Annotated in this window: 6 protein-coding genes; 4 read left to right on the top strand and 2 right to left on the bottom strand. The window is 63.5% G+C overall.

The window, feature by feature from the left end; translation table 11 throughout:
* Nucleotides 1-349: 349 nt before the first annotated feature.
* Complete coding sequence (locus K8W16_RS07705) at nt 350-1,057, bottom strand: hypothetical protein (RefSeq protein WP_304122569.1); 708 nt, start codon at nt 1,055-1,057, stop codon at nt 350-352.
* A gap of 610 nt (nt 1,058-1,667) precedes the next feature.
* Between K8W16_RS07705 and K8W16_RS07700 the strand changes: the two genes are divergently transcribed.
* From K8W16_RS07700 to K8W16_RS07685, 4 genes are all read left to right on the top strand, one after another.
* Nucleotides 1,668-2,366, top strand: coding sequence for a metal-dependent hydrolase (locus tag K8W16_RS07700; protein WP_304122568.1), 699 nt, complete (start codon nt 1,668-1,670; stop codon nt 2,364-2,366).
* Nucleotides 2,367-2,583: 217 nt separating this feature from the next.
* On the top strand, nt 2,584-2,775 hold the full coding sequence (locus K8W16_RS07695) for a hypothetical protein (RefSeq protein WP_304122567.1): 192 nt from the start codon (nt 2,584-2,586) through the stop codon (nt 2,773-2,775).
* Nucleotides 2,772-3,944, top strand: coding sequence for an LPS export ABC transporter permease LptF (gene lptF, locus K8W16_RS07690; RefSeq protein WP_304122566.1), 1,173 nt, complete (start codon nt 2,772-2,774; stop codon nt 3,942-3,944). The genes K8W16_RS07695 and lptF overlap by 4 nt, the downstream gene beginning before the upstream one ends.
* Nucleotides 3,941-5,008, top strand: coding sequence for an LptF/LptG family permease (locus K8W16_RS07685; RefSeq protein ID WP_304122565.1), 1,068 nt, complete (start codon nt 3,941-3,943; stop codon nt 5,006-5,008). The genes lptF and K8W16_RS07685 overlap by 4 nt, the downstream gene beginning before the upstream one ends.
* A 672-nt stretch (nt 5,009-5,680) precedes the next feature.
* Here K8W16_RS07685 and K8W16_RS07680 read toward each other — a convergent pair.
* The gene (locus tag K8W16_RS07680) at nt 5,681-6,247 is read right to left on the bottom strand and encodes a GNAT family N-acetyltransferase (protein WP_304122564.1); all 567 of its coding nucleotides are present in this window, start codon (nt 6,245-6,247) and stop codon (nt 5,681-5,683) included.
* Between the last annotated feature and the right edge of the window lie 378 nt (nt 6,248-6,625).

Here is a 6,625-nt window from a genome sequence, read left to right as displayed (position 1 = left end):
GATCCCTCCGCGCCCGGGAGGGAACAGGCCGTTGACGCAGCGCGGCAGGCACGGAGTGCCCGATCCCTCCGCGCCCGGGAGGGAAAGGGGCCTCGGAAGGCCGGAGGAGAAGGCAGGAGTCATGCCCCCCTGTCCGGCGGCAGAGGTCGTTATCCCGGCATCGTTGCTGCCGGGTTCCCCGCCTGCGCGGAAAGAGCATGCTGCCGGCCTTGAGGGCAAGAAGAAGTCTCCCCTGCCGCGCGGAAAGGGGCCGCGCCTGCCGCAATCAATGAGATCCGGACTGCGGCCTGTGAGATGCCCGCTTCCGGGGCGCCTGCGGGCGGCGCGGATTGCGCGGTATGCCCCGCGCCTATTTCTTTTCCCCTTTGTTGGCGCGCACAATCATATCCGCAAAGGTTCCGGCCGTTTCCTTCACCCAGTCGAGATGGGGCTCGGGATTGTCGTGCCCGAGTATGGAGCTTACGGTTACGAAGAGCACGGTGTCCTTCACGGGTACCACGGCCGTGGCCATGGCCATGGAAAGCCAGCTTTTCGGCCCGCGCTCCACCATGTTGTCGTGGATGAGGAAGGTATAGAGGAAGGCGCTTGAGGTGCGCACGGAATCCACCAGAAGGGGGGAGCCTGTTTCCAGCGCGCGGGCAAGGGCCTTTTCCCTGTTTTCCATCTCCTGGGCGGGGGTATCGGTGCGGCTTCGCGGGATGCGGGAAAAGCCGATGAAAAGCCCCTCGGTGGAGCGGGCCAGAAGCTCCGCGTCTTTCTGGGTGAGCGGCCTTTTCTGGCCTTCCATGGCGCAGATGAGCACCTGGCGCGTCACCGCGTCGCGGCTGCCGTAGCGGTACTGATGGGCCATGTACTGCGGCAGGTACATTTTGAGCAGCCTGCCGTGGCTTACGGCATATTTTTCCGTGTCCCGGAAAAGGTCGGAATCATGGTCGGTCAGCTCCGTGAAGGTGTCGGGCACGGCAAAGGCGAGTTCGTCCACCCCGTCGTCGTAGGCGGGGGCGGAAAAGGGGAGCAGGAGAAGCAGGAGGGGAAGGACAAGGGCGATGCGCGTCATGAAGGCTCCTTGCGGCAGAATCCGCAGGCAGAGCCTTGCCCGCCCGGGGCTTTTTGTCAAGGCCGGGGACAAAGCCCCCCGGCTCCCCAGCCCTTCTTCCGCACAGAAAAGCCGGGAAGCCGGGGGCCGAAGGAGGCTCCGGCAGGGAGGTGCGGGCGGCTCGCCGGCGGGCACGGGAAAGGCCGCACGGCGGCTGCAGAAACCGGGCGGGGCCTGTATCTTCGGCGTCGGATTTGTCCCCTCCCCGGGCGCGGGGGCTTCCGCCCGGGGAAAGCGCCTTCGGGGCCTTTTCCGCCCGGCCGGGCGGCGCGCCCGAAGGGCAGCGGGGCTGAAGGCGGCCCGGCTTCCCCTCTGCGGGGGAAAGCCAGCACCGCCGTTTCCCCGGGGAAAACCGGTATGCCGGGCCCCTTCCGTTCCGGGGAAAGCCGCTCGGGCAGGGCAGGCACAGCGCCTCCATGCCCGCGCCGTGCGGCATGGCGGTGGCGAAGAAAAAGGGGGAAAGGCGACGGCTTGACCGTGGGCCTTCGGGATATTAAAAGAAAAGTCCCGCCGCTCCCGGAAGCGGGCGCGGCTTTCCCCGGAACCTGAACCCCCATTTCGGAGGTACAACATGTCCCAATTGCACCTTACCTGGTACGGCCATTCCAATGTCATGCTCAACGAGAACGGCGTGTCCGTTCTGGTCGATCCTTTTTTTGAAGGCAATCCCTTTGCGCCCGACTGGCGCGAAATTCCCCGTCCCGATATCGTTGCCCTTACCCACGACCACGGCGACCATCTCGGCCAGACCGTGGAAATAGTGCGTACCACCGGCGCAACCCTTTACTGCATCCACGACCTCGTGGGGTATTTCCGTGAACACGGCGTGCCGGAAGGGCAGATCATCAACTACGGCATGGGCGGCAATGTGGACGGCACGCTTGAGGAAAAGGGCGTGAAGATCACCATGACGCAGGCCTTCCATTCCGCGGCCGCGGGTTCCCCCGTGGGGTACGTCATTGAAATGCCCGGCGGGCACACCGTGTATCACGCGGGCGATACGGGCCTCTTCGGCGACATGGCGCTCATTGCCGACCGCTTCAGGCTCGACCTTGCGCTTCTGCCTGCGGGCGGCGTGTTCACCATGGACGGCGAGCTTGCCGCCCGGGCCGCCGCGCTTTTGAAGGCTCCCGTGGCCATGCCCATCCACTATAAGACCTTCCCGGTGCTCGCGCAGAACGCCGACGCCTTTGTGGAGGCCCTGAAGCGCCATGCGCCGGAGTGCCGCCCCCTCGTCATGGAACCCGGGGAAATCGTGGTGCTGGACTAGGAACCTTTTCTCTCCGCCGCAGCCGCCTTTTGGGGGCGCGCTCCCCAAAAAGGCGCGGCGCGGGCTTTGCCGGGCGCGGCTTTCCCGCCGCCCGGGAAAAAGGGATTGACAAAACGGGAAAGCGCGGGAAATCTCTTTTCGTATAACGCTTTTTCGTGGAAGGGCGGTTTTTGCCCCGTCGGGCGGCGGCCCGGAATCAGACGCATGTGGAGAAAATATGGCTACCGTGATGCAGCATGAGGAACTCGTGCGCCGCGCGCTCGCGTATATGCTGGAACGCAGGCAGGAATCTCCTTCCGTGAGCGTGGCCGAGCTGCTGGACGGCGCGGGAGTGCGCTTCAACCTTTCGCCCCTCGATCAGGAGGCCCTGGAGCGCCTTTTCGTCCGGCAGGATGAGGCGCGCGCATGAACCTTCTCCAGCGACGCCTGTTCATGGAGCACGCCAAGACCTTCTTTCTGTCCATGGCCGTGCTTCTTCTGTTCATTCTCATGGGCCGCGCCTTGCAGCTTCGCGACATGCTCCTCGGGCTTGAGCTGAACATCTGGGATACGCTGCGCCTTTTCGGCTACTTGAGCCCCTTCTTTCTGCTCATCATCTGCCCCATCGCGTGCATGCTTTCGGTGTTCCTCACCTTTTTGCGCATGAGTACCGACAGGGAGCTCGTGGCCCTCAAGGCGGGCGGGGTGAGTCTTTACCAGATGCTGCCCGCGCCGCTTCTCTTTTCCGTGTTCTGCGCGCTTTTCGGCTTCTGGATCTCCTTCTACTGGCAGGCCTGGGGCATGGGGAACTTCCGCTCCGAAGTGCTCAGCATCGCAAGCAGCAGCGCAAGAGTGGTGGTGCAGCCCGGCGTGTTCAACAAGGACGTGCCGAACATGGTCATGTTCGCCCGCAAGGTGGATCCGGTTTCCGGCACCATGGCGGGCGTCATGGTGGAGGACCGCCGCGCCGCCGACACTACCATGACTATCCTTGCCCCGGACGGGAGCCTGGACGCCGACTATGAGAACGGCGAGATCATCTTCCTGCTCAAGAACGGGCGCAGCTATACGGAAAAGGACAACGCCCTCTCCATCATGGGCTTTCAGGAATACGCCGTGCGCCTGAGCTTCGATTCCCTGTTCCAGGGCGTGGACATGGGCCCGGTCAAGCCCAAGGAATACACCTGGGCGCGCCTTTACGACTATGAGAATGAGCGCGCCCTGCAGAAAACCGATCCGCGCATGGCGCGCAAAATAGTGGTGGAGCGCCACAAGCGCTTCGTTTTCCCCCTGGCCTGCGTGGTGCTGTGCATCTTCGTCATACCCATCGCAACATCCTTCCAGGGGCTCAAGCAGCAGACCGGCGTGCTCATGGCGCTTCTGCTCTTCCTTGTGTACTACAGCCTGCTCATGCTGGGCATAAGCCTCGGCGAAAGCGGCGACCTTACGCCCACCGTCGGCCTGTGGGCGCCCAATCTCGTCTTCCTCCTCCTCGGCCTCTACGGCATGCGCCTTGCCGCGCAGGAGCGGATGCCGCGCATCACGGAACACTGGCAGTCGCGCAGGAGCCGTAAAAAGAAGAAGGAGGATAAGGCATGAGCCTGCTTTTCCGTTACATCTTCCGGCGGCACGCGCGCCTGCTTCTGCTCATCATGGGCCTCGGCGTGGGCCTTTACCTGCTCACCGACATTGTGGAGCGCGCGGATATCTTCATCGAAGCCGGCTCCGGCCTCGGGCTCATACTCCAGTACTTCGGCGTGCGCCTGCCTTCCATCGTGGCGCAGATACTGCCCGCCGTCTTCCTGCTCGCCACTGTAGTCACGCTCTGCCTCATGGGCCACAGCCGGGAACTCACGGCCCTGCATGCGGGCGGCATTTCCTTTTTTACCGTGGCCGTGGTGCTCGTGTTCTGCGGCGTGTTCTGGGGCGGCGTGCAGTTCGCCTGCTCGCAGTTCCTCGGCGTGCAGGGCGAGCGCTATTCCCAGCAGATATGGCGGGAGGAAGTGCGCAAGCAGGATCTGAGCCAGCGCACCATTTCCGACGTGTGGTTCATGGAAAACGGCTGGACCGTTTCCATAAACGCGCTGAGGCCCAGCGGCGAGGGCATGGGCTTTTCGGCCTTCCATGTGCGCGACGGCGTATCCGATGTGGACGTCATTGTGCGGGCTCCCCGCGTCATGGGCAGCGAAAAAGGCTGGGTCCTTGCCGACGCCGAACGCCTCTTCCCCGAAAGCTACCGGCGTGAACATCTGCCGCGCCTGGAGCTGCCCCTGCATCAGGACCCGGAACTCTTCTTCTCCACCGAATCCAACAACCTCCAGCAGCTCCCCATCTGGCAGCTCGGCGAGGCCATTGAACAGCTCGGCGAGGCCGGTTCCAACGTGGAAGGCCTGCGTACCGTGTGGCACGGCAAAATATCCTACGCCGCCTCCCTCATCGTCATGGCCCTGCTCGGTGCGGCTATCGTTTCCTGGAATTCCAATGTCTATATCGCCGTGGCCATAAGCATGGCCGCTACCTTCATCATGTACTCGCTCACCATGTTCGGCGAGACCCTGGGACAAATGGGCTCGCTCCCCCCGCTCATGGCCGCCTGGGGCCCGGATGCCCTGCTCCTTGCCGTGGCGCTCTGCCGCCTCTACCTCGTGAACGTGCGGCGCTAGCTCCCCCCGGCAGACAATACGCGAAACGGCGGGAACAACTCCCGCCGCTTTGTGTTTAAAGGCAGGAAAGGCACGCGGGGCGCCGCCCCGCCGGAAAAGCCCGTGGGGCGCTGCCCCAAGGCCCCGCCGTGGGGAATGATTCCCGCCGGACCCCTCAGCAGGCAGGGCAACGGCCTTCCATCCGCAGAGGCTCTCCTTCGACTCGCGGCTGTTTGCTGTGCCGCCCCTGGAAAGGATGGCGCAGGTCTGCCTTCGGCCTTTCGCCGTGCTGTGCGCTTGGCATAAGGCATGCTCTGGTCGAAAGGCCGTCCTTCCGCCGGAAAAGGCGGGGAACGCTCCGGGCATGAGGGCAGGGCGTGCTTTGTCTGCCGCGTACGCGCTGCCGCCTCAGCGTGAGCGTGTCCTGCCTGAAAGCACTTTCGAAGGGAAGCGTCATGCCCCGGGAGCATTTCGTCAGGACTTCGCCTCCGGGCCTTTGTGCTGCCCGGAAGAGGCTCCGTGCCCGGCGGAACTTCGGCAGATTTTTTGCCGGATGCGGGGGCATAGGTGCGGGAGTCTCCTTTCGGCCTCTTCAGGGCTGCCCGGCTTTTGCGCCCGTGGTGTGCAATGGAAAGTTTTGGGGAGGGGAAAAGCCTTTTTCAAAAAGCTTTCTCCCTTCCCCTGCAAAACCGTCTATCCCATTTCCGAAAAGGGTATGACGGGCGCGGGCGGGTCGGAGGGTTCGGCGAGGCGTTTTTCCATCCATACCATGCCGTACCAGCGGCCGAACTTGTAGCCGCAGCGGGGGAATTCGCCCACGCTGCGGAAGCCCATGCGGGCATGGAAGCGCAGGCTTGCGCGGGTGAGGTGTTCGTCCTCCTCGGAAGGGCTTGCGATGCAGGCATAGAGCACAAGCATGTTCTGTCGCCTGAGGATATCTTCCAGCGCATCGTAGAGCCGTGCGCCGAGGCCATGGCCGCGCGCGTCCCGCGCAAGGTAGATGGAGGCTTCCGCGCACCACTGGTAGGCCGCGCGGGGATGGAAGGCAGAGGCGTAGGCATAGCCGAGGACGCGGCCGCCCTGTTCCGCCACTATCCACGGATAGCGGGAAAGGGTATGGCTTACTCTTCCTTCAAATTCCTGAAGCGAGGGAACGTCGTATTCAAAGCTGATGGCCGTTTCCCGGACGTAGGGCGCGTAGATGTCAAGAAGGGCGGGGGCGTCGGCCGTGGTCGCCGTGCGGATGCGGATGTCTTTCATGATGGCCTTCGTGGAGAGAGGGCGTGCCGGAAGGGAGCCGGGCGCTTTTTGGTTTTCATGAAACGGAAGAGTTGCGACCGGGGGAGCGGGAAGTCTGCCGGAGGAGGATGCCCGGGGCTCGCCCGTTTTGATTTCATGCCCGTGCAGGCGCAGAAGACGCGGGGATGTGCCGGACGGCACGGCATGTTCGAAGGACTGATGCCGTCTTTCTCATAATAAAAGTTTTCGGAAGGAGGATGGGGGTGCGGGGGAAGGAGGAAAGCCCTTTTTCAAAAGGGTTTCCTCCTTCCCCCGCTCAACTCCCCTATTTTCTGCATTCCTCAACAAAGTTTTTTGCCCAGTGGGGGACGGCGGGAGCGAAGAGGTGCGTCCAGCAGG

This window comes from Mailhella massiliensis, assembly GCF_020741395.1.
Lineage (GTDB): Bacteria > Desulfobacterota > Desulfovibrionia > Desulfovibrionales > Desulfovibrionaceae > Mailhella > Mailhella massiliensis_A.
The sequence above is the reverse complement of the archived record's forward strand: the minus strand, read 5'-3'. Positions and strand labels throughout refer to the sequence as shown.